The organism is Sinorhizobium fredii, assembly GCF_002944405.1.
Taxonomy (GTDB): Bacteria; Pseudomonadota; Alphaproteobacteria; order Rhizobiales; family Rhizobiaceae; genus Sinorhizobium; species Sinorhizobium fredii_C.
This window is the reverse complement of sequence record NZ_CP024310.1, coordinates 1,662,386-1,688,589: the sequence shown is the minus strand read 5'-3', so window position 1 is coordinate 1,688,589 and position 26,204 is coordinate 1,662,386. Positions and strand designations below refer to the sequence as shown.

Below are 26,204 nucleotides of genomic sequence, written 5' to 3'. Positions count from 1 at the left end.
GATGGGCTTGCGGATCATGGGCCGGCCGGGCTTGGAGCGGATTTCGATCGGATGGGAAACGGTGTCAGTCGGGAGCGCTTGATACCCCCCTCTGCCCTGCTGGGCATCTCCCCCACAAGGGTGGAGATCGGCGAGTGGCAATGTCCCGCCCCATCAAATATCCAATACATGGATGTGCCTTTCGGCATGGACAGGCTGGCGTGGGGCAGAGCGGCGCTTCCAGCCAATCTCCCCCCTTGTGGGGGAGATGCCCGGCAGGGCAGAGGGGGGTGCCTCCGATGCACTAACCGCCTGCCAGCCACCTCTCGATGCCGCGGGCTGCGGCGCGTCCGGTCGCAAGGCAGGCGGTCAGCAGATAGCCGCCGGTCGGGGCCTCCCAGTCGAGCATCTCGCCGGCGGCGAAGAGGCCGGGAAGCGCCTTCAGCATGTAGTGGTCGTGGATCTGATCGAGGCCGATGCCGCCCGCCGAGGAAATTGCCTCGGCGATCGGCCGCGGCCGCAGGAGCGGGATGGGTACAGCCTTGATCGCGGCCGCAAGCCACGTCGGGTCGGCCTTGGGCGCCTCCGGCATGAGTTCGCGCAGGAGCGCCGCCTTGACACCTTCGAGTCCGGCGGCCTTTCTGAGGCGATTGGAAAAGCTTGCCTTGCCGTCCTGCCGAGCGAGGTCGCGCGTCAGGCGCTCCGCGGTCCGGCCCGGCGCCAGATCCAGCGTAAGTAAACTCTTACCATCTCGTTCGAGCCGGTCGCGCAGGCTTGCGGCATGGGCATAGACGAGGCTGCCTTCGATGCCGTGGCGGCTGACCACGAATTCGCCCTGAAGGGCGCCGGCCTCGGACGAGGCGACGACGGATTTCAGCGGTTCGCCGGCAAAGCGCTCGCGGAAGGCCGCGCTCCAGGCGACGTCGAAGCCGCAATTGGCGGGGCGGAAGGTGCGGACGTCCACGCCTCTTTCGCTGAGCCACGGCACCCAGGCGGCATCCGAGCCGAGCCGTGGCCAGCTTGCGCCGCCGAGCGCCAGCAGGGCGGCATCGCAGCGGACGATCTTGCGCCCTTCCGGCGCCTCGAAGAGATAGCCGTCTTCGGCAAAGCCCAGCCAGCGATGGCGGGTCAGCAGCGTGACCCCCTGGCCCTCCAGCCGGCGCAGCCAGGCGCGCAAGAGCGGCGAGGCCTTCATCGCCTTCGGAAAGACGCGGCCGGAGGAGCCGACGAAGGTCTCGGTGCCGAGGCCTTCCGCCCAGGCCCGCACGTCGTCCGGAGTGAAGGCGTCGAGGGCCGGGCGCAGGCGATCGGAGGCGGCGCCGAAGCGGGTGGCGAAACGGCGATAGTCTTCGCCATGAGTGATGTTGAGGCCGGACTTGCCGGCGAGCAGGAACTTGCGGGCGGCGGTCGGCATCGCCTCGTAGATCGTCACCGCATAATCGGCCGTGGATAGCACCTCGGCGGCCATCAGGCCGGCCGGCCCACCGCCGATGATCGCGATTTCTCTCCCTTCCATCAATACTCCGTTCATTCGAGCTGCAGTCAGGAGCGTGGTTCGGTCTGCGGCGGCGGAGCGGTCGACTCGCGCAGGATGAGTTCGACGGGCCAGAGCTCATGGATCTCTTCCGCCGTCCGCCCGCCGAGGAGTTGCAGCACGAGGTCCGCCGCTCGTGCCCCAGCCGCGCGGATCGAGGAGCGGGTCGCCGACAGCGACGGCACCATGTTGTCGGCCGTCAGATAGGGAAAGACGTCGTCATGGGCGATCACCGATATGTCCCGTCCGACGACCAGCCCGCGGGAACGCACGGCGCGGTAGATCCCAAGTGCCGTCATCATCGAGCCGGCGACGAATGCCGTCGGCCGCGGCGATTGCTCGAGAAAGGACCGGGCGAAGCGGAAGCCGAGTTCGTCGGTGAAATGGCCGTGGGCGACGAGGCGCGGATCGAAGGGAAGGCCCCGCTCCTCGAGGGCGTCGCGATAGCCCTTGTCGCGGTGCAGGGAAAAGGTTCGGCCGGCACGGCCATTGATCATCGCGATGCGCCGGTGACCGAGATCGATGAGATGCGATGTCGCCCGCCGGATCGCACCTTCGTTGTCGATGTCGAGCCACGCGTGCGGCACGTCAGTCTCGGAGCGGCCGTGCACCAGGAAAGGAAAGCCGAGCTCACGAAGAAAGGCGATGCGCTCGTCGTTCGGCTCCGGCGAATGGACGATCACCGCATCAACCCGGCCGCTGGTGACGAGCCGGCTGAAGAGCGGAATCTCGTCGGTCAAACCCCGGTCCGCCGTCGGGCTGACGAGAATGTCGATGTCCTCTCCGTCGAGCCTCTCGGCCATACCGCTCATGAATTCGGCAAACTGAAATTCCCCTGTGCGGCCCATGACGACGCCGATCGCCCCGGCGCGTCCAGTAACCAGGCGCACAGCGTTGATATTTGGGCGATAGCCGAGCCGCACGGCCTCTTCCGCGACGCGTTTACGGGTCTTCTCGCTGACCTCCGGATAGCCGCTGAGCGCGCGGCTGACCGTCGTCGGGGAAAGCCCCAGTTGGCGGGCGAACTCCTTGAGCTTCATGCGGCCTATCTATTCCTTAACCCCTTTGCCTCGATGAGGAATATACGCCTTTTACACCAGGGACAACCGATCGGCGCTCCTCGTACTTGCCCACCCGATGGCGTGACATTTAGCCAAATCGTTTTAAAATTTTGCGTGTTGCACGACCGATAAATTTTCGGGGCAGAATTTTCAAAGAGGAGTTGTAAACGGCGTAAGGCGCTGAAACAACGGCGTTAAGTTCCTTCGCATCTGGCGAATGCCGGAATGTGCAGCGGCGTATTGACAACAATCGGGCCTTCTGACAGTTTTTTCCAGCCAAACCGTTTTCGAATTTTCTGAGGAGCTTTCGAGCGGTGGGGGATTTGGAGGAGCCATCGACCATGACACTGCTTCTGAGGACCTTGACTTTCTGCGCCGCTCTCGGCGCCGCTGATCTTGCCGCCGCCGCCGAGCTCTCGCTCGCTGCCAACACCACCGGCAAGAACGTGAATTTCATGCGCGAGCAGCTCGACGCCTTCGAGAAGAAGACCGGCCACAAGGTCAGTCTCGTCACCATGCCGCCATCGAGCAGCGAGCAGTTCAGCCAGTACCGGCTGTGGCTGGCCGCCGGGAACAAGGATGTCGACGTCTATCAGACGGACGTCATCTGGGCGCCGCAGCTCGCCGATCAATTCGTCGATCTGACCAAGGCTGCGAAAGACGTCGCCGGTGAACATTTCCCGTCGATCATCCAGTCGCAGACCGTCAACGGCAAGCTGGTGGCGCTGCCGATTTTCACCGACGCGCCGGCGCTCTACTACCGCAAGGATCTGCTGGAGCAATACGGCAAGGCGCCGCCGAAGACCTGGGACGAATTGGCGTCGACCGCCAAGGAGATCCAGGAGAAGGAGCGTGCCGCCGGAAAGGCGGACGTCTGGGGCTTCGTATTCCAGGGCAACGCCTATGAGGGGCTGACTTGCAATGCGCTCGAATGGATCAAGTCCTCCGGCGGCGGCCAGATCGTCGAGCCCGACGGGACGATTTCCGTCAACAACGAGAAGGCGGCCGCGGCCATCGAGCGCGCCAAGGCATGGATCGGCACGATCTCGCCTGAGGGCGTGCTTGCCTATCAGGAGGAAGAGTCGCGCGGCGTCTGGCAGACCGGCAATGCCGTCTTCATGCGCAACTGGCCCTATGCCTATGCGCTCGGCAACGGTGATGACAGTGCCGTCAAGGGCAAGTTCGACGTCATGCCGCTGCCGACCGCGACCGATGGCGAAAAGCCCTCCTCGACGCTTGGCGGCTGGAACCTCGCGGTGTCGAAATATTCCGACGAGCAGCAAGCTGCGATCGAGCTCGTCAAGTTCCTCTCGTCCAAGGAAGTGCAGAAGGCGCGGGCGCTCCAGCTGTCACAGCTGCCGACGATCGCCGCCCTTTACGACGATCCGGAAATCGCCGCCGCCCAGCCCTTCATGCCGAACTGGAAGCCGATCTTCCAGAGCGCCGTGCCGCGTCCCTCCGCAGTGACCAAGGTCAAGTATAACGAGGTGTCCTCGAAGCTCTGGAGCGCCGTTCACAACACGCTCTCCGGCGACGGAACTGCCGCCGAAAATCTCGAACTCTTGGAGGTAGAGCTGACCGAGCTCAAAGGCGACAGCTGGTAAACCTCCCCGGGCGGGGAGGCACTGTAAAACTCTGTACCTCTCTCCCCGCCTTGCAGCCGTCGCCGGGGATGGCGGCCACTCCGGCCGCCATCCCCTTAGAACCTGGAGCGAGATGCGCTCACCTAAAATCGCGCCGCCGCTCTATCTGTCTGTTTTTGCCGCGTTTGTGCGAGGTCGGGTGACTTCACCTGACTGCAAAATGCTCTGGCGAAAGCCGAACGGCAAAGGGGAGCCAATCCATGACCGATCTCACTGTCGCGGACCCGCCGGCCGCGCTTGCGCATGCGAGACATATCAATTCGGACCTGAAGGCCCAGCGGGTCCGCTCCGCCTGGGTGTTCCTGGCGCCGACGCTCCTGGTCTTGGCGCTGGTCGCCGGCTGGCCGCTCGTCAGGACCATCTATTTCAGCTTCACCAATGCGTCGCTGACCAACCTTTCCGGCGCCGAGTTCGTCGGCCTGCAGAACTATCTTTCCTGGATCACGCTGAAGAGCGGCCGCACAATCTACAAGGGCCTGCTCGCCGATCCGGCCTGGTGGAACGCGGTCTGGAACACGCTGAAATTCACCGTCGTCTCGGTCAGCATCGAGACGGCGCTGGGGCTCGTCGTGGCGCTGGTGCTGAACGCCCATTTCCCCGGCCGCGGCCTCGTTCGCGCGGCGATCCTCATTCCCTGGGCGATCCCGACGATCGTCTCGGCCAAGATGTGGGCCTGGATGCTCAACGACCAGTTCGGCATCCTGAACGAGATATTGCTCGGGCTCGGCCTGATCAGCCAGAAGATCGCCTGGACCGCAAGTCCAGATACGGCGATGGTGGCGGTGCTCATCGTCGACGTCTGGAAGACGACGCCGTTCATGGCCCTCTTGATCCTCGCCGGACTGCAGATGGTGCCGGTCGACATCTACGAGGCGGCGAGGATCGACGGGGTGCATCCGCTCAAGGTATTCTGGCGGGTAACATTGCCGCTTATCCGGCCGGCGCTGATGGTGGCGGTGATCTTCCGCATGCTCGACGCGCTGCGCATCTTCGACCTGATCTACGTGCTGACGCCCAACAATGCGCAGACGAAGACGATGTCGGTACTCGCCCGCGAGAACCTGTTCGATTTCGACAAGTTCGCCTATGGGGCGGCCGCCTCGACGATGCTGTTTTTGATCATCGCCTCGATCACCGTCCTCTACATGTGGTTCGGGCGCGTCAATTTCGATGGAGGGGAGCGCTGATGGCCGCCACGCTTGCAAAGCGCACCGCTTTCTACCTGCTCGTCGCCACGATCATCGTGATTGCGGTCTTTCCGTTCTATTACGCGATCCTGACCAGCCTCAAATCCGGCACCGCCCTGTTCCGCGCCGATTACTGGCCGAGCGAACTGTCGCTGGCGAATTACACCAGCGTCGTCTCGAGCGGCAGTTTCATCCGCAATCTCGGGAATTCGCTGCTGGTGGCAACGCTGGTCGTCGCCATCTCGCTGCTGTTCGCGGTCACCGCCGCTTACGCGCTCGGCCGGGTGCGCTTCCGGGGCCGGTCGCTGCTGCTCTTGACCATTCTGTCGGTGTCGATGTTCCCGCAGATCGCCGTTCTTGCCGGTCTCTTCGAGCTCATCCGTGGCATCGGCATCTTCAACACGCCGCTGGCGCTGATCTTTTCCTACATGATCTTCACCCTGCCCTTCACCGTCTGGGTGCTGACCACCTTCATGCGCGACCTGCCGGTGGAGATCGAGGAGGCGGCGATCGTCGACGGCGCTTCGCCCTGGGTGATCATCACGCGGGTGTTCATGCCGCTAATGTGGCCGGCCTTGGTCACCACCGGCCTGCTCGCCTTCATCGCCGCCTGGAACGAATTCCTGTTCGCCCTGACGTTTACTTCGTCGGACGTGCAGCGCACCGTGCCGGTAGCGATCGCGCTGCTTTCGGGCAGCAGCAACTTCGAAATCCCCTGGGGCAACATCATGGCCGCATCGGTGATCGTCACGGTACCGCTCGTGGTGCTGGTGCTGATCTTCCAGCGGCGGATCATTTCCGGCCTGACGGCCGGTGGCGTCAAAGGCTAGCGCGGGATGAGGAAAAGTGTGCGCGGTTTTCCGCCCGCATCCCGCGTGATTTAGGGAGTTAAGAGAGATGGCAGAGCTGCAATTGCGCGACATTCGCAAGGCCTTCGGCGCCTATGAGGTGATCAAGGGCGTCAGCATGGACATAAGGGCAGGGGAGTTCATGGTTTTCGTCGGCCCTTCCGGCTGCGGGAAATCGACTCTGCTAAGATTGATCGCCGGTCTGGAGGAGATCACCTCCGGCACACTCGCCTTCGACGGGAAGGTGGTCAATCATCTCGTCCCGTCGAAACGCGGCATCGCCATGGTGTTCCAGTCCTATGCGCTCTATCCGCACATGACGGTCTTCGAGAACATGGCCTTCGGTATGCAACTTGCCGGCAAGGACAAGGAGCAGTGCCGCAAGCGGGTCGAGGCGGCGGCGGAGATGCTGCAGCTCACTCCCTATCTTCAGCGCCTGCCGCGTCAGCTCTCGGGCGGCCAGCGGCAGCGCGTCGCCATCGGTCGGGCGATCGTGCGCGATCCGAAGGTCTTCCTATTCGACGAGCCGCTTTCCAATCTCGATGCGGCGCTGCGGGTTGCGACCCGCATCGAGATCGCCAAGCTACATCGCAGCATGCACAAGACGACGATGATCTATGTCACCCACGACCAGGTCGAGGCGATGACGCTCGCCGATCGCATCTGCGTGATGCGCGACGGGCGCGTCGAGCAGATCGGCACGCCGCTCGAGCTTTATGAAAACCCGAACTCGGTGTTTGTCGCCGGCTTCATCGGCTCGCCGAAGATGAACTTCCTCTCGGGCGCCTTTGCCGAGCTCTACCAGGCTGCGACGATCGGCATTCGGGCCGAGCACCTTGAGATCGCCGAGGACGGGCAATGGACAGGAACCGTCGTCCACTCCGAAATGCTCGGATCGGACAGCTATATCTATCTCGACATCGGCACCGGCGAACCGGTGATCGTCCGCGAGAACGGCACGTCCCGGCATCAGCCCGGGGAGACGCTGCCGATCTCGCCGCAGGCCGGACAGATCCACCGCTTCGATGCGGCGGGGCGGTCGATCGGCCGGCAGATCATGCGAGGTGCCGCCTGATTTAGATCGCATCGATTTCGGATCATTTCCAAAAGCCAGACGTTAGACCCGGTAGGGCGAAATCCCAGCCCGACCTCGGTCGACTGATTCAATTCACGGACAGCGGGCACCCGCGGCGGATGCCCCAACCAGCAGGAGAACGACCTTGTCTATCAACGCCATCGTATGGGGTGAGAACATCCATGAGCAGACGAATGCCGTCGTCAGGGAAATCTATCCGGACGGCATGCACAACACGATCGCTAAGGCGCTCAACAGCGATCCGGCGATCAAGGCGACGACGGCGACGCTGCAGGAGCCGGAGCACGGGCTGAGCGAAGAGCGGCTGGCATCGGCCGACGTGCTTCTGTGGTGGGGCCACAAGGATCACGGCGCCGTCGACGACAGGATCGTCGAGCGGGTCGCCAAGCGGGTCTGGGAGGGGATGGGGCTGATCGTGCTGCATTCCGGTCATTTCTCGAAGGTCTTCAAGCGGCTGATGGGCACGCCCTGCGCGCTGAAATGGCGCGAAGCGGGCGAGCGCGAGCGCGTTTGGGTGGTCAACCCGCGCCATCCGATTGCCGAAGGCCTCGGCGACAATTTCGTCATCGAGCACGAGGAGATGTATGGCGAGCAGTTCTCCGTGCCAGAGCCGCTGGAGACGGTGTTCATCTCCTGGTTCGCCGGCGGCGAGGTGTTCCGCTCGGGGCTGACCTGGCGGCGCGGCGCCGGCAGTATCTTCTATTTCCGCCCAGGTCACGAGACCTACCCGACCTATCATGATGAGACGGTTCAGCACGTGTTGCGCAATTCGGTGAAATGGGCCTACAACCCGCAAGGCACCTACAAGGCGATCCACGAGGCGCCGAACGTGCCGGTGGAAAAGGCGCTGGAGCCAATCGTCGAGCGCGGCCCGAAGTTGCACCGCGCCGGCGAAGCCGGTTACAGATGAGGAGGGGGCCTATGCGTCTCTTGATCGTTGGAACCGGCGGCATGGCGAACAGCCATGCAAACGCCTTCGCCAAGATAGACGGCGTCGAGATGGTCGGCGCCGTCGATGTCGACCCGAACCGCGCCAAGGCCTTTGCCGAGCAACACGGCATCGAGCACACCTTCACATCGCTGGAGGAGGCGATCGCTAGGGGTGAGTTCGACGCCGCGACGAATGTCACGCCAGATAAGGCGCACCATCCGACAACGCTGGCGCTGATTGCCGCCGGCAAGCACGTGCTTTGCGAGAAACCGCTGGCGGAGAATTACGAGAAGGCCGCGGAAATGGCCGCGGCGGCGGAACGCTCCGGTCTCGTCGCTATGGTCAACCTCACCTACCGCAATGTGGCGCCGCTGCAGAAGGCGCGCGAACTGGTGCTTTCCGGCGCGATCGGCGAGGTCAGGCATCTGGAAGCCTCCTACCTGCAGAGTTGGCTGGTCTCGAAGGCGTGGGGCGACTGGGCAAGCGAATCGAAATGGCTGTGGCGGCTCTCGACCAAGCACGGCTCGAACGGCGTGCTCGGCGACGTCGGCATCCACATTCTGGATTTCGCCGGCTACGGCGCCGGGATTTCGGTCGAGCGGGTGTTCGCCCGACTGAAGGCCTTCGACAAGGCACCCGGCAACCGCATCGGCGAATATGACCTCGATGCCAATGACAGTTTCGCGATGACGGTGGAGTTCGACAGCGGCGCCATGGGCGTCATCCATGCGAGCCGCTGGGCGACCGGACACTTGAACGAGCTGCGGCTGAGGCTGCATGGCGACAGAGGTGCGCTGGAGGTGATCCACACGCCGGACGGCTCGAGCCTGCGGGCGTGCCTCGGTGCCGACGTCGAAAAGGCCATCTGGCGCGAGGTCGATGCGGGGACGGTGCCGACCAATTATGAGCGTTTCGTCGCCGCGGTTCGGACGGGGCAGATGGCCGAGCCCGGCTTCCGCCATGCCGCCGACCTGCAGAAGGTGCTTGATCTGGCGATCGAAACCGAGCGCGAACGGCGGGAACTCGGCGTCGCCGAGATGCAATGGGTCCAGGACGGGCGGCTCGCCGTCGGCGGGTGACACAAAACTGCTCCCGCCTTCAGGTCATTCCAAAGGCGGGAGACAGGCATCGCGATCGGCGTTCACAGGAACGCCGCTCCATTGAAACGATGACGGCTTCGGTTTGAACCGAAGCCGTCGCGTTTCAGGCGTGCGAATGGTGACGATAATCCCAGACCGCCCAGGCGGCGATTGCCGCGACGAGCACGCCGAGGATGACGTGAGTCCACATCGCGTTCACATTCGCCATGAAGCCGAGCAACCAGGGAGAAACGATCAACCACAGGCCGATCACCATATTGGCCCATTCCTCCCACTCGGCGAAGGCCGAAAGGGTCGCGACCGCCAGGGCGCCGAGCACGATCGCGGCGATCCAGGCGTTCCAGGTCGCCGTCGTATCCGAGGCGAAGCCGATGACCCAGGGAGAGAGGAACAGGCAGACTGCCAGGACCAGATTGGCCCAATCCTGGCTTCTTCTTCCTGCCATGAGAGTGTTGGGCATGACAACCTCCACGTATGAAGCTTGATCAAAGCGTCACCACTCTCGTGCAACACACGTCCCAGCGCAGGCCGTTTGCACGGTTGCCGTAACGCCTTGAATTGCTGGCGTAATTTTATCCTGAAATCGTACCGAATTCAAGAAATCCTGCAATTAGCGGTTTTTGCAGATTATTCCCGTTGCGCATGATCTGCGCGGAGCGCCGTAAGGCGGCCGCGCCGAGGTTGCTTTCGGTCCCGGCACTGCCGGTCCTGGCCTGCGATTCATCGTTCCAGCGGCATTTGTTTCGGTCGGCAAACCGTCCTATGACAGTGGCGACCGAAACAGTTTTTGCGAGGCCCGCATGGCTCACCGCCCCGTCGACGCCCACTCCTTCTGGCGCGATCCGGCGCTCCCCTTTCTTGAGGGGCGCCAGGTCGCCGACGGGCGCGACGTCTGCTACGGGCTTCACAGCCACCCGACCTTTTCGATCGGCACGGTCACCGGCGGCCGCAGCAGCTACCGCAACGGCCGCCACCGGCACGACGTGTCGGCCGGTTCAGTCGTGCTGATGAACCCGGAAGAGGCGCATGCCTGCAATCCGCTTCAAAACGTCCCCTGGAGCTACCGCATGCTCTACGTGGATCTGGCGTGGTTGCATGAGATGCAAGACGCGGCCGACTTCAGACCCTATGCCGCCGTGGTGAGCGCAGATCCCAATCTCTATCGCCGCCTCGAGCGATTGTTCGACATGCTGTTCGACACGAAAATCGAGTCGCTTGCCAAGGAATGCGCGGCGGCCGCCTTCTTCGGCGAACTCGACGGTCGCCTCGAAAGGATCGAGGCGCCGGCTGCGCCGGCCGCGCCCAGCCTCAACCGGGCCGCGGATTTCATCACCGAGTATTGCACGCGCCGCCTGCGGCTCCATGAGATCGCCGACGTCTCGGGGTTGTCGCCCTCCTATCTGGTGCGGGCCTTCCGGGCGCGCTACGGCTTGACGCCGCACGCCTACCAGCTGAACCGCCGCATCCAGTTCGGGCAAAGCGAGCTGCGTCGCGGCCGGCCGATCGTTGATGTGGCGCTCTCGGCCGGTTTTGCCGATCAGGCCCATTTCCAGCGGGTGTTCAAGCGGCATGTGGCGGCGACGCCGCGCCAATTTGCAAGGCCTGCCCCGTGAAATCGACCGTTGCGGCGGCCGCGTGACTCATGCTGGCACGGAAGCTGCGGCGCAGGCCGGTGGTGAGGCCGTCGATGTTGACCGTTCCTCCAAGGTGCGATGCGGCAAAGGTGAAGGAACTCATCGAAAGAGTGCCAGCGACATGGGTGCCTCTTTCATCAGCGGCAGGTCGCCGGTCAGCGAGCGGACCAGCTTGGCGGGGCCATGGAGACAAAGGCCGAGATAGCGCAGATCGTCATGCCGCGTCTCGCCGATACCGAGCTCGTAGGCCTCGTAGCTCTTGGCGCGCTGCGCCGACTCGGTGACGCCGATCACGCTGAGCCCGGATGCTTCCCGCGCCGCAGCCCGCAGCTTCAGTTCCATCAGCCCGGCGGCATCCGACATCAGCATGGGCATGACGATAGTGGTGATGCCTTGATGACGATTGCCGTCCGCGTCGTGAACTGGATGGCCGACCAGATCCGGGCGCTCCTTGCCGAGAGTCATGGCTAGCACGGCGGCGGTGTTGGCGATCAGGCCTCGCGGCAAGCCGTGGTCGATGACGAATGCGCAGCGTGTCACGGGTTTCCTCAAGCGTGGGTTCAGACGCCCGGAAGGTAAGCACCGGCCGGCCGGCGTTATTGAAAGAAATTGCCCTGGCTCCGCTCTGCGGTCAGGGAATGAGCGAAAGTAGGGGGACGCCGGAGCGAAAGTAGGGAGGCCGCGGCGCGGCTTTTGGGGCTATTCGATGAGCACACGTGCCGAGGATCACGTGCCATCGATCAGTCAAGAGCGGGAGGCGGGCGGAGAGCCGCGCATATTTTCGTCATCCCGTTCAAGTCCAGACATCGCGGGAGGAAAACGTGATACGCCTGTTGCTGCTGGCGCCCTATATTGGGCTGCTCTGGGTTCCCTTCTATAATTTCGAGGAGCCGAAGCTCTTCGGCTTCCCCTTCTTCTACTGGTACCAGCTCGCCTGGGTACCGCTGACCTCGCTCATCACATATTTCGTCTACAGGAGCGTGCGTCATGACGGCTAATATCGACATGTCGGCGCTCGCCGTCTTCATCTTCTTCTTCGTGCTCGTCACTGCGATGGGCTTTTTCGCATCGCGCTGGCGCCGGGCGGAATCGCTCGATCATCTGGACGAATGGGGCCTCGGCGGCCGCAAGTTCGGTACCTGGATCACCTGGTTTCTGGTCGGCGGCGATTTCTACACGGCCTATACGGTCATCGCCGTGCCGGCGCTGGTCTATGCGATCGGCGCCTACGGCTTCTTCGCGCTGCCTTACACGATCATCGTCTATCCGCTGGTCTTCGCCATCATGCCGCTCTTGTGGAAGGCGGCAAAGGAGCGCGGCTATGTGACCGCCGGGGACGTGGTGCGCGGCACCTACGGCTCGCGTGCTTTGGAGCTTGCGGTCGCCTCCACCGGCGTGATCGCGACGATGCCTTACATCGCCCTGCAACTTATCGGCATGGAAGTGGCGATCAAGGCACTGGGCTTGACCGGCGAAATGCCGATTATCCTCGCCTTCCTGGTGCTGGCCCTCTACACCTATTCGTCCGGCCTTCGCGCGCCGGCCCTGATCGCCTTCGTAAAGGACATCATGATCTATATCGTGGTGCTCGCGGCGATCATCGTCGTCCCCTCCAAGCTCGGCGGCTACAGCGCCGTCTTCTCGGCGGCCGACGCTGCCTTCGAGGCGAAGGGCAAGGGCGGCATCCTGCTCGATCCGGCGCAGCTTGTCCCCTATGTGACGCTCGCTCTCGGCTCGGCGCTCGCCGCCTTCATGTATCCGCATACGCTGACCGGCATTTTCGCCTCGTCCGGCGCCAACACGATCCGCAAGAATGCGGTGCTTTTGCCCGCCTATACGCTGCTGCTCGGTCTTCTGGCTTTGCTCGGCTACATGGGCCACGCCGCCGGCCTGCAGCTCGAAAGCAACAACGACGTCGTCCCGACGCTGTTCAAGACGCTGTTCCCGGGCTGGTTCGCGGGCTTCGCCTTCTCGGCGATCGCCATCGGCGCGCTCGTTCCGGCGGCGGTCATGAGCATCGGCGCCGCGAACCTCTTCACCCGCAACTTCTGGAAGGTCTGGATCAACCCTGAGGTCACCCCCGCCGGCGAGGCGCAGGTCGCCAAGATCACCTCGATGCTGGTCAAGGTGGGGGCGCTACTCGCCATCCTCATGCTGCCGACCCAGTTCGCGCTCGACCTGCAGCTGCTCGGCGGCCTGTGGATCCTGCAGACGCTGCCGGCCCTCGTCTTCGGTCTCTATACCCGCTGGTTCCGGGCACCGGCGCTGCTCGCCGGCTGGGCGGCCGGCTTCATCGGCGGCTCGGCTCTCGTCTGGTCGGACGGACTGAAACCGCTGCACGCGCTCGCCTTCGACGGCATCACCGTCTCGGTCTATACCGGCCTGCTGGCGCTGGCGCTCAACGTCACCGTGGCGGTGGTCGTCAACCTCGTGGCGCCGGCCAAAGAGATCGCCGACGATGACCTGACTGTCGCCGAGGCGGAATCGCGCAGCTAAGTTCAGAGGGCCGGCCGCCTCAGGCCGGCCCTCCGCGCCGCGCGCGTTGCCATTCGCCGGCCGATATGGCAATGAACCGATGGCGGCCTCCTGGAAATGCCGCTGCTACGGCGCCGCGTCCGACGAGATTTGCAAGGTCGCTATAGCACTTTGAAATTGCTGCAGTTGGGCAGCGAGGTGCCATGCCCGGTTGGGTCGTCCTCTCCGTTTCCACAGCCTATGTCGTCATCCTGTTCCTGATCGCCTGGTGGACGGATCGGCAAGGTGCAGGCCGCCGTTTGCCGGTGCCCACCGCGTGGATGGCGGCGCTCGGCTACGCACTGACGCTTGCCGTCTACAATACTTCCTGGAGCTTCTACGGCTCGGTCGGCCGGGCCTTGAGCGGCTTCGACTACCTGGCGATCTATATCGGCCCGACCCTGGTGCTCGTCTTTGGGCAGCGGCTTATCGCCAGGATCGTCACGGTCGCCAAAAGCCAGAACATCACCTCGATCGCCGACTTCATCGCCGCGCGCTACGGCAAGAGCCAGATGCTTGCCGCGCTCGTCACCATGGCGGCGCTGCTTGCCGTCCTGCCCTATATCGCGCTGCAGCTGAAGGCGGTCGGCACCAGCTTCGACATCCTGACCTCGCCGGCCGTCGCTGCGGACGGCGCCCGGCCGATCCGCGGCGACAGCACCTTTGCCGTCGCCGCGTCGATGGCGCTCTTCGCCATCATGTTCGGCGTCAGGCACATCCATGCGAGCGAGCATCACCGCGGGCTGATGGCGGCGATCGCCTTCGAGAGCCTGGTCAAGCTTTCCGCCTTCGTCGTCGTCGCGCTGTTCATCGTCTTCGGGATGTTCGACGGTCTCGGCGACCTCGCCGCCCGCACGCAGGCTGATCCGCGCATGGCGTCCCTGCTGGCGCCGGACTTTTCCGATCCGACCTGGATCTCGAACACCATCATCGCGGCGATCTCCTTCCTCTGCCTGCCGCACATGTTCCATGTCGCGGTGGTCGAGAACCAGTCGCTGTCGCAGGCGCGCGCCGCCGCCTGGCTCTACCCCGCCTATCTCCTCGTCTTCAGCGTGCTGATGGTGCCGATCGCCATTGCCGGGCTCGCGACCTTCGCCGATACGGTGAACCCCGACACCTTCGTGATCTCGCTGCCGCTCGCCGCCGATGCGCCCGTGATGGCGCTGGTCGCCTTTCTCGGCGGCTTCTCGGCGGCGACCGGCATGGTGATCGTCGCCTCGGTGGCACTGAGCACGATGCTCTGCAACGACGTCATCGTCCCGCTTCTCCTGCGCTCGCGCCTCGTCGGCCGCAGCGGCGCGATCTGGCCGTCGCCTGCGGCGTTGCTTCTGGTGCGGCGGGTCTCCGTCGCAGGCATCCTGCTGCTCGCTTACATGATGAACCGTCTGGTGGACCAGGCCTATCCGCTGACTGTCATCGGGCTGCTCTCCTTCGTGGCGATCGCCCAGTTCGGCCCGGCCCTCCTGGGCGGCCTGCTGTGGCGGCGCGCCAAGGGAGCGGGAGCGGTGGCCGGCATCGTCGTCGGCTTCGCCCTCTGGATCTACACGCTGCTCGTTCCCTCGATCGCGCCGCTCGTCCCCGCCGTCGACGCCCTCGTCGCCAACGGGCCGTTCGGGTTCGCCTGGCTGAAGCCGCAAGCGCTCTTCGGCGTTGCCGGCCTGGATCCGATTTCGCATGCGACGCTCTGGAGCCTCGGCGCCAATCTCGCCGTCTTTGCAGCCGTGTCGCTGCTGGCGGATCGCTCGCCGCTCGAGCGGCTCCAGGCGGAGGCCTTTGCCGAGGGAGTGCCGGCGCAGTCGCCGCCGCTTGCCTCCCTGCCGCTCGTCACGCGGCTCGACGACCTGAAGACGCTTGCGGCGCGTTTCGTCGGAGCCGAGCGCAGCGCATCCGCCTTCGACGACTTCGTCGAACAGCGCCGCTCGCGGCAGGACGGGCTCGCCGACATGGAGGCGATGCGTTTCACCGAGAACCTGATCGCCGGGGCGCTCGGTGCGGCCTCGGCTCGCGTGGTGATGGCCGCGGCGCTCGAAAGCCGCTCGCTGTCACGCAAGGCCGCCGTGGTGATGCTCGACGAGGCGTCGCAGGCGCTGCATTTCAACCGGAAGCTCCTGCAAGGCGCGCTCGAAAGCGTGCCGCAGGGGATCTGTGTTTTCGACGCGAACCTCGCCATCGAGGCGTGGAACGCCCGCTTCCTGACCCTGCTCGACCTGCCGAGGGACCTGATCCGCGTCGGCCTGCCGCTCGCCGAACTCGTCGACTTCAACCGCGAGCGCGGCGAATACGACGCCGAGGACCTCAAGGCGCTGCTCGTCAACCGGGATCTCGCGACGCAATCCTGGCCCTATGTCTACGAGCGCCAGCGGCCGGACGGGATGGTGCTGGAGATTGCTTATGACCGGATGGCCGAGGGCGGCTATATCTCGACCTATACCGACGTGACCGAGCGGCACCGGGCCGCGGCCGGCCTGCGGCGCGCCAACGAGGAGCTGGAGCGGCGCGTCCAGGAGCGCACCCAGGCGCTCGAGCAGGCCAAGGCCGAGGCCGAGCGGGCCAATATGGGCAAGACGCGCTTTCTGGCCGCGGCAAGCCACGATCTGCTGCAGCCGCTGAACGCGGCGCGGCTCTATCTGGCGGCGCTCGACGAAAGCCTGAAACCCGACGAAGCGGGAAAGGGCCTGCTGACCGAGGAGCGGGCGCTTGCGAGGAACGCGGCGGCGGCACTTTCCTCGACGGAGCGTCTGCTCGACGAGCTGCTCGACATTTCGTCCTACGATTCCGGTGCGGTGCGGGCACAGCCGGTCGATTTTTCCATCGGCTCGCTCCTGGCACAGCTCGAGCTGGAATTCTCCGCCATGGCGCGCCAGCGCGGATTGACGCTGAAGGTCGTGGCCTCGAGGCTTTCGGTCCGGACCGACCCGCAGCTCCTGCGTCGCGTGCTGCAGAACCTGCTCTCGAACGCCATCCGCTACACGCCCAAGGGAAAGGTTCTGCTGGGATGCCGGCGGCGGAAGGATGGCCTGAGGATCGAGGTCCGCGACACCGGCATCGGCATCGCGCCGGAGCGGCAGAAGGAGATTTTCGAGGAGTTTCGCCGGCTCGATACGGGCGAGGAGCGGGAGAAGGGGAGCGGCCTCGGCCTGGCGATCGTCGAGCGCATCTGCCGGCTGCTCGACCTTCCGCTGGAGATGCGCTCGCGGCCCGGCCAGGGAACCTGCTTCGCCGTCACCGTGCCCCGCGCGGCGGCAGGTGCCGCGGTCGCGGCTGCGGAAAAGACTCCGGCGGCCTCGGCGGCGAGCCAGCGCGCGCTGTCTGTGCTCTGCGTCGACAATGACGGGGCGATACGGGATGGCCTCGCCGCCTTGCTATCGCGCTGGGGACATAGGCCGATTGTGGCCAGCGACGAGAGGACGGCGCTTGCCAATTGCAACGGGCAAGTGCCAGATCTGGCGCTCGTCGATTATCATCTCGACGGCACGACCGGCGTCGAGGTGCTCGGCCGGCTGCGCAAACACTGGGGCCGGGAGGTCAGGGGCCTGGTGATCACCGCGGACCGCGGCGAGGCGGTCGGCGCCGAGGCGAAGGCGCTCGGCTGCGAAGTCATGGCGAAGCCGGTGAAGCCGGCGGCCTTGAGACGATATCTGGATGCCGTCGCCCTCGAAAAGGGCGCCGGGCTGCAGCGCGGCGCGTCTCATTAGAAACGCAAAGGTCGCTGTAGAACTTTAAAGGGGGAGGAAGACCATGAGCACGCGCATCGTCATCGCGGATGACCATCCGATGGTCCAGGCAGCTCTGCGCAGCGCTCTCGTCGCGGTGCTGCCGGATCTCGATCTGATCGCCTGCCGCTCGGTCGACGAGGTCCTGGAGGTGCTGGCGGGCGATCGGCAGGAGGTGGACCTCGTGCTGCTCGACCTGAGCATGCCCGGCACGGACGGGTTTGCTGGCCTGTTCCTGCTGCATGCGCATTACCCGACCCTGCCGGTGGCGATCGTCTCGGCCCGGCAGGATGCGGCGACGATCCGCAAGGCGATCACCTTCGGCGCTTCCGGCTATATTCCGAAGTCGCTGGACCTGCCGGAGATGGCGAGTGCGATACGCGCCATTCTCGAGGGCGAAATCTGGACGCCGCCGCGTTTCGACAGCGAAGCCTCCGATCCGGATGCGGCAATGAGCGCCCGCCTCGCTTCGCTGTCGTCGCAGCAATTGCGCATCCTGACGAAGGTCATCGAAGGCAAGCTCAACAAGCAGATCGCCGGCGAGATGGACATTGCCGAGCAGACCGTCAAAGTGCACGTTTCGGCGATCCTCAAGAAGCTCGGCGTCGTCAGCCGCACCCAGGCGGCGGTGCTGTGCGAACGGCTGCTGTCGGCGAGCCCCCGCGATGCGGGTTAGGCCGTTCTCAGCCGTGTTGGACTAAATCCTCCAACCTCTACAGTTTCGGCAATCCTTCCGGCCTGAGGTGCTTCTTCAGCGCGGCGATGCGGAAGATGGCGTTGGCGGCGCCATAGCCGCGATAGCCGCGCCGCTCGACGATCTCGAAGAAGAAGCCTTCCCCGTAGGTGGGGCTGTAGAGCTGGAAGTATTCGCCGTGCTCGTCGCGGTCGTAGAGGATGTTCGCAGCCCGCAGCCGCTCCGTCAAAGCCGGCTCGAGGCCGAAGCGCGCCTCGACGTCGTCGTAGTAGTTGGGCGAAATCTGCAGCGGGCGGAAGCCGTTGCGGCGGAGTGCGGCCGCGGTTGCGAAAATGTCGTCGGTGTGGAAGGCGAGATGCTGGATGCCGGAGCCGAAAGTCTCGGCGATGAAGTGGCCGGCGAGCGTCCGGCGGTTCTCCGCACCGTTGAGCGTCAGGCGCAACGACCCGGTGGCATTTTCGACCACCTGGCTGCGCACCACCCCGGCCGGGTCGATGATATCGACCATCGGCGTCTTCCCGGCCGCAAAGATCGACGTATAGAACAGCAGCCAGCTCGGCATTTCCTCGTAGGCGACCGTCTGGGCGATATGGTCGACGCAGCGGAGCCCGGCCTCTTCCACCTCGCCACCCTCGTCGGACGGCTCGAAGTCGATGTCCCAGATGCGGCCGAGATCGCTCTTGTCGTCGAGCAGATAGAGGAGCCCGCCGCCGACGCCGCGGATCGCGGGCAGCTCGACTTCCCCGGCGGCGACCGGCTGGCTGAAGGGCTCGGCATCGAGCGCCAGCGCCCGCTTCATGGCTTGTGTCGCGTCGTCGACGACAAGTGCGACGGCATAGGCGGAGCTGCCGTGAACGGCATAGGAGGAGCTCGCAAATCCGCTCTCGTCGGTATTGACCAGAACACGGATGTCGCCCTGTTGGTAGAGGTCGACTTTTTTCGAGCGGTGGCCGGCTGCCTTGCGGAAGCCCAGCGTCCTTAGGATGGCGGTCAGCTCGGCGGCGTCCTCGGGGGCGGCCGTGAACTCGACGAAGCCGACCCGCTGGACCGGCGCACGCTCCGGCATCGGCGCCACGGTGAGAGAGCCGCCGTTCGGATGCCGCCGCACCTGGTCACCGAGATAGATCAGTGAGCGATGTCCGTCGGCGGCGAGCGGCTTGGCCGCGCCGCCGCGGAACTGGTCGTTGAAGATTTCCAGCGAGAAGTAGCCGTCATAGCCGGTTTCGGCGATCGCCCGGGTGAACTCGGCCACCGGCAGGTCGCCTTCGCCGGGCATGTTGCGGAAGTGCCGGCTCCAATAGAGCAGGTCCATGTCGATCAGCGGTGCGTCGGCCAGCTGGACGATGAAGATCTTCTCCTTCGGGATCGAGCGGATCGAGTTGACCTCGATCCTGCGCGACAGCGTGTGGAAGCTGTCGAGGATGAGGCCGATATTAGGATGATCGGCGCGCCGGACGATCTCCCAGGCATCGCGATGGTCATTGATGTGCCGGCCCCAGGCGAGGGCCTCGAAGCCCACCTTCAATCCGCGCCTGGCGGCGCGCTCGCCGAGCTCGCGAAAATCGGCCGCCGCCCGATCGATGCCGCCGAGCGAGATCGGCGAGGCGTTGGAGCAGACCAGCAGGAGGTCGGTACCGAGCTGCTGCATGACGTCGAACTTGCGCTCGGCCCGGTCGAAGGTGCGGCTGCGGTGCGGCTCCGGCATGCCCTCGAAGTCGCGGAAGGGCTGGAACAGGCTGATCTCCAGGCCGAAGTCGCGCACCATCCGGCCGACCTCGCGCGGGCTCTCGTCGAAGGCGAGGAAGTCGTTCTCGAAGATTTCCACGCCGTCGAAGCCGGCGGCGGCGATCGCCGCGAGCTTGTCCGGCAACGCGCCGCTGATCGAAACCGTTGCGATCGAAGTCTTCATCGCCGCTCACCTTCGTCGCGATCGCCCTTGTCGAGGCCCCAGAAGGCGATCTGCGTCGGCAGCTGCGCGAGCGTCATCTCGGCGCCGGCCTGGATGGCGATGCCGCGGCGCCGGGCTTCCTCGAGCCAGGGTGTCACCGGCGGCTTCGTCACCGCGTCGGCGATGATTTCCGCCCTTGTCAGCCGCTCCAGCGGAAAGGGATAGGGGTCGGCAGGATTCATGCCGGCCGGCGAGGCATTGACGGCGATGTCGACATCGATGCCGTCCGGCAGAACGTCATGGGCGTGAAGCTCAGGATAGTCGCGGCGCAACTGGCCGGTCAGGCGGTCCGCCTTCGCCCGGTCACGTTCGATGACGACGATGGTCGCCGCACCCGCCTCGGCAAGCGCATAGATGATCGCCGTTCCGGCGCCGCCGGCACCGACGACCAAGGCGGTCTTGCCCGTGACGGTCACGCCGTTCTTGGCGAGCGCCGCCACCATGGCGTCGCCGTCGACCATGTCACCGAGGAGCGTGCCGTCCGGCCTTCGGCGGATGATGTTGACGGCACCGGCCCGGCGAGCGCGATCCGTCAGGTCGTCGACCCCGGCACATGCCGCCTGCTTGTGCGGCATCGTCACCGAAACGCCGGGGCAATTGGGTGTTCCTCGAATGGCATCGAGGAACGCCGCCACCTTCTCGGGGAAGATATCCACCGGGATGAGGACGGCCCCGACATCATTGTCGGAGAACCACGCGTTCACCGGTCCCGGCGATTTCACCTGCTCGACCGGATGACCGATGAGCGGAATGAAGACGGTCTTTCCGGTGATCTCCGGGACGGGCTGCATTCATGCCTCCTCGAGATGGGCACCGAGGAAGAGCTGGCCGACGCGCGGATCGGCAAGCAGCTTGTCGGCCCTGTCGTACATCCGGCTGCGGCCCTGTTCGAGCACCAGGCCGAAATCGGACATGGCGAGCGCCGCCTTGGCGTTCTGCTCGACCATCAGAATGGTGACGCCCTGGTCGCGCAGCCGGATCAGCGTGCGGAAGGTCTCGTTGATCATCTGCGGCGAAAGGCCGATAGACGGTTCGTCGATGAGGATCAGCGACGGATCGAGCAGCAAGGCGCGCGCGATCTCGAGCTGCTTCTGCTGACCGCCCGAAAGGGTGATCGCCTGTTCCTTCGCCTTCTCCTTGAGGATCGGGAACTGCTCCATCACCTCGTCGATGCGCTTGGCGATCTTCGCCTGATCGCCGGAGGAGATGCCGCCGATCTCGAGATTGTGGCGCACCGAGAGCATCGGGAAGAGGTTGCGGCCCTGCGGCACATAGGTGACGCCCTTGCCGAGCATCTTCGCCGGCGCCAGCGAGGTCACGTCTTCGCCGTTGAGGATCACGTTTCCCGAACGGATTTTCAGGAGCCCGAAGATCGCCTTGAAGACCGTCGACTTGCCTGCCCCGTTCGGGCCGATCACCGTGGTGATCGTGCCCTTGTCGATCTTGAAGGACGTGCCGTTCAGGATCGTCATTTTGCCGTAGCCGCCATAGACCTGCTTGAGTTCCAGCATGGCTCAACCTCCGAGATAGGCTTCGATGACGGTGGGATCGTTGCGCACCGTCTCCGGGTCGCCTTCGGCAATGATCCTGCCGTTCGCCAGAACGATGATGCGCGTGCAGAGCGACATCACGAATTCCATGTTGTGCTCGATGACCACGAAGGTGGCGCCGCGTTCCTGGTTGAAGGCCTTCAGCCGCTCCTTGAGGTCGGCGAGCATGGTGAGGTTGACGCCGCCGGCCGGCTCGTCGAGCATCACCAGCTTCGGTCCCGCCATGAAGGCCATCGCGGCGTCGAGCAGCTTCTGCTGGCCGTAGGAAAGCGATCCCGCCTTCTCGTGGGTCTGGTGCCCGAGCCGGAAGAAGTCGATCATCCGCAGGGCCTCTTCGGTGAGGCCCGCATCCGGCTTGCCGAAGAGACGCGACAGCATCGTGCCTTTGTGCTCCTGACCGGCCAAAATGATGTTGTCGAGCACGGTCATCTCGGGGAAGACCTGCAGCATCTGGAAGGTGCGGCCGACGCCGAGCTTGTTGAGATCGCAGGGGCGCTTGCCCGCGACCTCCTTGCCGTCGACCAGCACGATGCCGGTCGAGGCCGGCAGCTGCCCGAGGACGCAGTTGAAGAGCGTCGACTTGCCGCTGCCGTTCGGGCCGATCAGGCCCAGGATCTCACCCTGGTGGACATCGAAGGAGACATTGTCCACCGCCCTGAGTCCGCCGAAGGATTTGCTGACATTGCGTACGGAAAGGACCGGCGTCATCGTCCTGCCTCCCAGGTCGTGGCATTGGGGTTCTGCCTGAGCTTCAGCGCCGTGCGGCCACGCTCGACGAGGCCGAGCAGGCCGGTCGGGCAGAAGACCATCAGCACGATGACCAGCGTGGCATAGATCATCAGGTAATATCCCTCGGTGAAGCGCAGGAATTCCGGCGCCAGAACGATCAGCAGCGCGCCCAGTATCGGGCCGAAGAAGAAGCCGGCGCCGCCGACGATGACCATCAGCAGGACCTTGAGCGAGATGGTCAGGCCGAAGGAATGCGGATCGATGAACTGGGTGAGCTGGGCCAGCAGGCTGCCGGCAAGCCCGCCATAGGAAGAGCCAATGGCGAAGGCGAGCAGCGTCGTCTTACGGATGTCGACGCCAAGGCTGTTGGCGCGGATCGGGTTTTCCCGGAGCGCCTTGAAGGCGCGGCCCCAGGGCGAACGGATGATGGCGTAGAGGGCGACAGCCATCAGCACGAACAGCGCCAGCACGAAGAAATAGAAGGCGAGCGGCTTCTGCGTCTGCAAGCCGAAGAGTTCCGGCCGCGGGATGCCCACAATGCCATACGTGCCGCCGGTCAGCCATTCCTCGTTGCGCAGCATCAGCACCACCAGCGCGTTGAAGGCGAGCGTGATGAAGGCCAGGAAGTGATGCTGGACGCGGAGCGCCGGGTAGCCGAGCAGAAATCCGATGACGAAGCAGAGAACCATCGCGGCGATCATTGCCGCCGGCCACGGCACGCCCGCCATGGTCATGAGCGCCGTCGTGTAGGCGCCGATGCCCATGAAGGAGGCCTGGGCGAGCGACACCTGGCCGGCATAGCCGAGCGTCAGGTTGAGCCCCATGGCGGAGATCGAATAGACCAGCCATGAGCACAGCACGAACACGCCGTAATTCGACTGCGTGAAGGGGAGCAGGATCAGGATCGCGAGACCCGCGACCAGTGTAGCGAGAGTGTGCTTGCTCATACGGTGCGTCCTTCCGCCTTTCCGAGCAGGCCCTGCGGCCGCACGAGAATGATGATGATGAGCAGGATCAGCGGCACCGCGGAGCGATACGACGCGGAAACGTAGGCTGCCGAGAGATTGTCGATAACGCCGAGCAGGAGACCGCCGGCCAGCGCGCCGCGGATCTGGTTGAAGCCGCCGACGATCGCCGCGATGAAGGCGATCAGGCCGAGCGTCTCGCCGTTCGAGAACTTCGCCAGGTAGATCGGCGAGATCAGGATGGAGGCGAGAAAAGCGAGGCCGGCATTGATCAGGAACGTGTAGAGGATCATACGGCGCACCGGCACGCCGAGGATTTCGGCCACGTTCGGATTCTGCGCGGTCGCCTGCATGCAGCGGCCGATCTTCGTGCCGTTCAGGAAGAGCTGCAGCAGCGCTACGGCGCCGAGCGCGATCAGCAGAACGGCTATGTCCTGCACCGAGATGGCGGCGCCCAGCACGTTGAGGGTGCGGTCGGAGAACAGGGCCGGGAACGGCAGCGCCTCGGCCGTGTAGAACTGCTTGACGCCTTCCTTCATCAGGATGCCGAGGGCGATCGTGGCGATGACGATCGGTAGGACGCCGTGCGGCAGCAGCGGATCGATGATGATGCGCTTGAAACCGAGGCCGAGCAGCAGCAGCGAGAGCACCACCGCGATCGCCATCGCCACCGGAAAGCTCAGACCGAGGAACTGTGTTCCGGCCAGAACGAAGAAGGCGGGCAGCATGATGAACTCGCCCTGGGCGAAATTGATCGTCTGCGACGCCTGCCAGAGCAGGGTGAAGCCGATCGCCGCGAGCGCATAGATCGACCCCGTTGCCAGTCCGGAGACGAACAACTGGAAAAACGTATTCATGGAAGATGTCCCCAAGAAAGGGGGCTTCAGGCCCGGCGGGCCGGAAGCCTCACCGTTTTTAGAGTTTCGGCAGCGTGGTCACGACGGTCTGCTTGCCGTCCTTGACCTCGACGAGGAAGCTTTCGCGGTTGACCTCGCCCTTGTCGTCCCAGCTGGTCTCCATCAGGATGCCGGGTTCGTCGGCAGGCGTGATGGTCAGGCCATGCAGCGCATCCGCGAAGGCCTGGCGGTCGACCTTGCCGTTCTTGGTGGTGACGTATTTCACCACATAGGCGCCCATATAGGCCTTGATGGCGTTGTGGTCGGGCTTGTAGCTGTACTTCGCCTCGAACTTCTTGGCGAATTCCTCGATGCCGGGGATCGGCGCATTGGCGCTGAGGCCGACATGCCCGCGCACGCCGTTGACCGCTTCGCCGGCAAGGTCGACGACCTTCTGGTTCATCAGCGTCGTTTCGCCGAAGATCGGCTGGGTGACGCCCTGCTTGCGGATTTCCTTGAGCAGCCGCGCGCTTTCCTCTTCATGCAGATAGGCGAAGATCGCGTCCGCATTGCTCGACTTCAGCTTGATGACGTCGGCTGCGAAATCGGCCTGGCCCACTTCGCTCGACACGTCGGCGTTGACGGCGATGCCGTTCTTCTCCAGCTCGGCCACGAAGGAATCGCGTCCACCCTTGCCGAAGTCGTCATTGACCCAGGCGACGGCGACCGACTTCACCTTCATTTCCTCGGTGAGGTACTTGACCAGTTTCGGCATCGACTGTTGTGCGCCGAAAGAGGTGCGGAAGATGTAGGGATTGCCCATGTCGGTGATGAACGGCGCTTCGGCGCCGGTCAGCTGCGGCACGCCGTTCTGCTGGGCGACCATCATGTTGACCTTGACCGAGCCGGAATAGATCGGCCCCATGATGACATAGGCGCCGTCGTCGATCGCCTTCTGCACCATGGCGCGCGAGGTCGTCGGGTCGGTCTGCGTGTCGTAATCCGTCACCTCGACCTGTTCGCCGAGAATGCCGCCGGCAGCATTGATCTCCTCGAAGGCGAGCTTCAGCGCGTCGCGCCAGTTGCTTCCCACGGTGGCGCCGGCGCCCGAAAGCTCGATCACGTTGGCGATCTTTATCGTGTCCGCCCAGGATATGTTCGGCAGGCCGGCCGATAGCGCCACGGCAATTGCGATCGACGCAAGTGCTCTCTTCGTCATGTTCTCCTCCTATGTCGTTCTTCCATGGGCGGCGATCCTCCTCCGCCCAGCTGCGTGATACTGTCCCATCTCTTACGTAACGGCAAATACCAAGATATGCAGAGTCAATAACTTGATGTTATCTTTTGGCGCGGTTCATTTCGGTTCTCAGCGTGTCGATGAAGCGCTCCGAAAAGATCGACAGCGGAACGTCGCGCCGATAGGCGACGAAGGTCGGGAAGGTCGTGTCCGCTTCGATTTCCAGGCATTTGATTCCCGGCACCCGGCCGGCGGCGACGGTGAACTCGTCGATGATGGCAATGCCGAGCTCGGCGGCGACGAGGGCGCAGACGGTCGTGCCGAAACGCGCCTTGATTTTCATATCATAGGCGAGGTTCTGACGACGGAAAATCTCGGTCATCACCCGCCCGTAGGGATCGTTCGGATCGATGCCGATCAAGGTATGGCGGACGATTTCGTCCGGCGCGATGGCGTCCTTGCCGGCGAGCTCGCTGTCCTGCGGCACGATGCAGAGCAGCCGCCCGGTGGCGAGCGGCTCGAAATGGATGATCGAGTGTTCGAGATAGGAGCTGATCGCCACCACCTCGCCGCGACCGACGAGCAGATAGTCGATCGCCTCCTCGATCTTCAGAATGTTGATGTCGACATAAAGCGACGGATACTGCTGGCGCAGCTTGGCGATCGCCCGCGGCACCATCACATTGGCGATGCTGGGAACCGAGCCGACGCTGAGTTCCAGCCCGTCACCCTTTTCCAGCCGCTGCACGGCAAACTGCAGGTCCTCGACCTGCCGGTAGACGGTGTCGAGTAATCCGAAGATGTGCCGGGCCTCCGGCGTCGGCACATAGCGCCCATGGCTGCGGTTGAAGAGACGGACCCGAAGGCTGTCTTCCGTATACTTCATCAGCCGGCTGACGCCGGGCGCCGCGACGCCGAGGAGCTTCGCGGCGCCGGCGATCGTGCCGGTGACCATGATCGCGCGGATCACCTCGATCTGTCGCAAAGTCAGCATGACGCCTCCCA

At 64.4% G+C, this 26,204-nt stretch carries 23 protein-coding genes; 11 read left to right on the top strand and 12 right to left on the bottom strand.

What is annotated here, in order from left to right; all coding sequences use genetic code 11:
• Window positions 1–283: 283 nt before the first annotated feature.
• Together NXT3_RS31485 and NXT3_RS31480 are read right to left on the bottom strand one after the other, a co-directional pair.
• A complete protein-coding gene (locus tag NXT3_RS31485) occupies window positions 284–1,495 on the bottom strand; it encodes a TIGR03862 family flavoprotein (protein WP_097526943.1) in 1,212 nt (403 codons plus the stop codon).
• 26 nt (window positions 1,496–1,521) lie between these two features.
• Entirely contained in the window at window positions 1,522–2,553 is a 1,032-nt protein-coding gene (locus NXT3_RS31480; protein ID WP_037421333.1) for a substrate-binding domain-containing protein, read from the bottom strand.
• A gap of 362 nt (window positions 2,554–2,915) precedes the next feature.
• Between NXT3_RS31480 and NXT3_RS31475 the strand changes: the two genes are divergently transcribed.
• The 6 genes from NXT3_RS31475 (at window position 2,916) to NXT3_RS31450 (ending at window position 9,358) form a co-directional block, all read left to right on the top strand.
• Complete coding sequence (locus tag NXT3_RS31475) at window positions 2,916–4,178, top strand: ABC transporter substrate-binding protein (protein WP_037421329.1); 1,263 nt, start codon at window positions 2,916–2,918, stop codon at window positions 4,176–4,178.
• 239 nt (window positions 4,179–4,417) lie between these two features.
• Window positions 4,418–5,404, top strand: coding sequence for a carbohydrate ABC transporter permease (locus tag NXT3_RS31470; protein ID WP_104841366.1), 987 nt, complete (start codon window positions 4,418–4,420; stop codon window positions 5,402–5,404).
• Window positions 5,404–6,234 (top strand): carbohydrate ABC transporter permease, encoded by an 831-nt coding sequence (locus NXT3_RS31465; protein WP_104841365.1) that lies wholly within the window; start codon window positions 5,404–5,406, stop codon window positions 6,232–6,234. The genes NXT3_RS31470 and NXT3_RS31465 overlap by 1 nt, the downstream gene beginning before the upstream one ends.
• 67 nt (window positions 6,235–6,301) lie before the next feature.
• Complete coding sequence (locus tag NXT3_RS31460) at window positions 6,302–7,327, top strand: ABC transporter ATP-binding protein (RefSeq protein WP_097526940.1); 1,026 nt, start codon at window positions 6,302–6,304, stop codon at window positions 7,325–7,327.
• Window positions 7,328–7,472: 145 nt separating this feature from the next.
• Window positions 7,473–8,258 (top strand): ThuA domain-containing protein, encoded by a 786-nt coding sequence (locus NXT3_RS31455; RefSeq protein ID WP_037421318.1) that lies wholly within the window; start codon window positions 7,473–7,475, stop codon window positions 8,256–8,258.
• An 11-nt stretch (window positions 8,259–8,269) separates the two neighbouring features.
• Entirely contained in the window at window positions 8,270–9,358 is a 1,089-nt protein-coding gene (locus NXT3_RS31450; RefSeq protein WP_179864806.1) for a Gfo/Idh/MocA family protein, read from the top strand.
• A 124-nt stretch (window positions 9,359–9,482) separates the two neighbouring features.
• Here the strand turns inward: NXT3_RS31450 and NXT3_RS31445 are convergent, their stop codons facing one another.
• Window positions 9,483–9,839 carry an SPW repeat protein gene (locus NXT3_RS31445; RefSeq protein ID WP_037381884.1) on the bottom strand — a complete coding sequence of 119 codons (357 nt, stop codon included), beginning with the start codon at window positions 9,837–9,839 and terminating at the stop codon, window positions 9,483–9,485.
• Between the two features lie 340 nt (window positions 9,840–10,179).
• On the opposite strand from NXT3_RS31445, the gene NXT3_RS31435 reads away from it, so the two are divergent.
• Complete coding sequence (locus tag NXT3_RS31435; protein ID WP_104841364.1) at window positions 10,180–10,992, top strand: helix-turn-helix transcriptional regulator; 813 nt, start codon at window positions 10,180–10,182, stop codon at window positions 10,990–10,992.
• A gap of 120 nt (window positions 10,993–11,112) precedes the next feature.
• Here the strand turns inward: NXT3_RS31435 and NXT3_RS31430 are convergent, their stop codons facing one another.
• Window positions 11,113–11,553: a PTH2-like family protein gene (locus NXT3_RS31430; protein WP_097526936.1), complete on the bottom strand. Its 441-nt coding sequence runs from the start codon at window positions 11,551–11,553 to the stop codon at window positions 11,113–11,115.
• A gap of 281 nt (window positions 11,554–11,834) precedes the next feature.
• Between NXT3_RS31430 and NXT3_RS31425 the strand changes: the two genes are divergently transcribed.
• From NXT3_RS31425 to NXT3_RS31410, 4 genes are all read left to right on the top strand, one after another.
• Entirely contained in the window at window positions 11,835–12,011 is a 177-nt protein-coding gene (locus NXT3_RS31425) for a DUF3311 domain-containing protein (RefSeq protein ID WP_037381825.1), read from the top strand.
• Window positions 12,001–13,509 (top strand): monocarboxylate uptake permease MctP, encoded by a 1,509-nt coding sequence (mctP, locus tag NXT3_RS31420; protein WP_097539834.1) that lies wholly within the window; start codon window positions 12,001–12,003, stop codon window positions 13,507–13,509. Before NXT3_RS31425 ends, mctP begins: the two co-directional genes overlap by 11 nt.
• Window positions 13,510–13,691: 182 nt before the next feature.
• Window positions 13,692–17,222: a hybrid sensor histidine kinase/response regulator gene (locus NXT3_RS31415; protein WP_104841363.1), complete on the top strand. Its 3,531-nt coding sequence runs from the start codon at window positions 13,692–13,694 to the stop codon at window positions 17,220–17,222.
• A 43-nt stretch (window positions 17,223–17,265) separates the two neighbouring features.
• Window positions 17,266–17,916: a response regulator gene (locus tag NXT3_RS31410; RefSeq protein ID WP_097539836.1), complete on the top strand. Its 651-nt coding sequence runs from the start codon at window positions 17,266–17,268 to the stop codon at window positions 17,914–17,916.
• Between the two features lie 37 nt (window positions 17,917–17,953).
• Here the strand turns inward: NXT3_RS31410 and NXT3_RS31405 are convergent, their stop codons facing one another.
• The 8 genes from NXT3_RS31405 to NXT3_RS31370 form a co-directional block, all read right to left on the bottom strand.
• Window positions 17,954–19,843: a bifunctional sugar phosphate isomerase/epimerase/4-hydroxyphenylpyruvate dioxygenase family protein gene (locus tag NXT3_RS31405; RefSeq protein ID WP_104841362.1), complete on the bottom strand. Its 1,890-nt coding sequence runs from the start codon at window positions 19,841–19,843 to the stop codon at window positions 17,954–17,956.
• On the bottom strand, window positions 19,840–20,673 hold the full coding sequence (locus NXT3_RS31400) for a shikimate dehydrogenase family protein (protein WP_037421290.1): 834 nt from the start codon (window positions 20,671–20,673) through the stop codon (window positions 19,840–19,842). Before NXT3_RS31400 ends, NXT3_RS31405 begins: the two co-directional genes overlap by 4 nt.
• Window positions 20,674–21,393: an ABC transporter ATP-binding protein gene (locus NXT3_RS31395; protein ID WP_037421287.1), complete on the bottom strand. Its 720-nt coding sequence runs from the start codon at window positions 21,391–21,393 to the stop codon at window positions 20,674–20,676. It lies immediately after the preceding gene.
• 3 nt (window positions 21,394–21,396) lie between these two features.
• The gene (locus tag NXT3_RS31390) at window positions 21,397–22,140 is read right to left on the bottom strand and encodes an ABC transporter ATP-binding protein (RefSeq protein WP_104841361.1); all 744 of its coding nucleotides are present in this window, start codon (window positions 22,138–22,140) and stop codon (window positions 21,397–21,399) included.
• On the bottom strand, window positions 22,137–23,108 hold the full coding sequence (locus NXT3_RS31385; RefSeq protein WP_104841360.1) for a branched-chain amino acid ABC transporter permease: 972 nt from the start codon (window positions 23,106–23,108) through the stop codon (window positions 22,137–22,139). Before NXT3_RS31385 ends, NXT3_RS31390 begins: the two co-directional genes overlap by 4 nt.
• Entirely contained in the window at window positions 23,105–23,983 is an 879-nt protein-coding gene (locus NXT3_RS31380) for a branched-chain amino acid ABC transporter permease (RefSeq protein WP_097526930.1), read from the bottom strand. The genes NXT3_RS31385 and NXT3_RS31380 overlap by 4 nt, the downstream gene beginning before the upstream one ends.
• A 58-nt stretch (window positions 23,984–24,041) precedes the next feature.
• Window positions 24,042–25,181: an ABC transporter substrate-binding protein gene (locus NXT3_RS31375; RefSeq protein WP_037421275.1), complete on the bottom strand. Its 1,140-nt coding sequence runs from the start codon at window positions 25,179–25,181 to the stop codon at window positions 24,042–24,044.
• Between the two features lie 118 nt (window positions 25,182–25,299).
• Entirely contained in the window at window positions 25,300–26,193 is an 894-nt protein-coding gene (locus NXT3_RS31370) for a LysR family transcriptional regulator (RefSeq protein WP_037421272.1), read from the bottom strand.
• Window positions 26,194–26,204: the final 11 nt, after the last annotated feature.